Genomic DNA, 385 nt, shown 5'->3' with positions numbered 1-385 from the left:
TACCAGCGAGTCCAGTACGCCATGCCGGGCGAACGCACGGAGGACTATTGATGGGCCTTTTTCAAACCCTTCTGCGCGGTCGCACACAGCCTCAGTCGGTACCGGCAGACGCTCCCGAAGATTCAGGAGCGCTGGACGTAGCGGCCGCGGAAGAAGCGACTGAGCGATATCTGGCGCGACTGGCCGCCATGGGTATTCCTCTGCCCAACACCGGGAGCAAGAATGGCGCCACGCAGGCTGAAGCGTCACGCCTCTACGATCACGACCCATCGTTCGTCGACCTGCTGCCTTGGGCTGAGTACCTGCCCGACGAGCAGGTGATGCTCCTGGAGGATGGGCGTTCGCGCGCCGCGTTCTTCGAGCTGGTGCCCTTGGGCACCGAGGG

General features: G+C 63.9%; 1 protein-coding gene. It reads left to right on the top strand.

Features of this window, described 5'->3' with window-relative positions; genetic code table 11:
* Positions 1–50: 50 nt before the first annotated feature.
* Positions 51–385: TraC family protein (locus HMPREF2924_RS26455; protein WP_168172974.1), on the top strand; the 335-nt coding region annotated here is incomplete at its 3' end.

It is taken from the genome of Pseudomonas sp. HMSC063H08, from assembly GCF_001813645.1.
Lineage (GTDB): Bacteria > Pseudomonadota > Gammaproteobacteria > Pseudomonadales > Pseudomonadaceae > Pseudomonas > Pseudomonas aeruginosa.
Note: the sequence above shows the minus strand (reverse complement) of the source record. Positions and strands in the feature narration are given on the sequence as shown.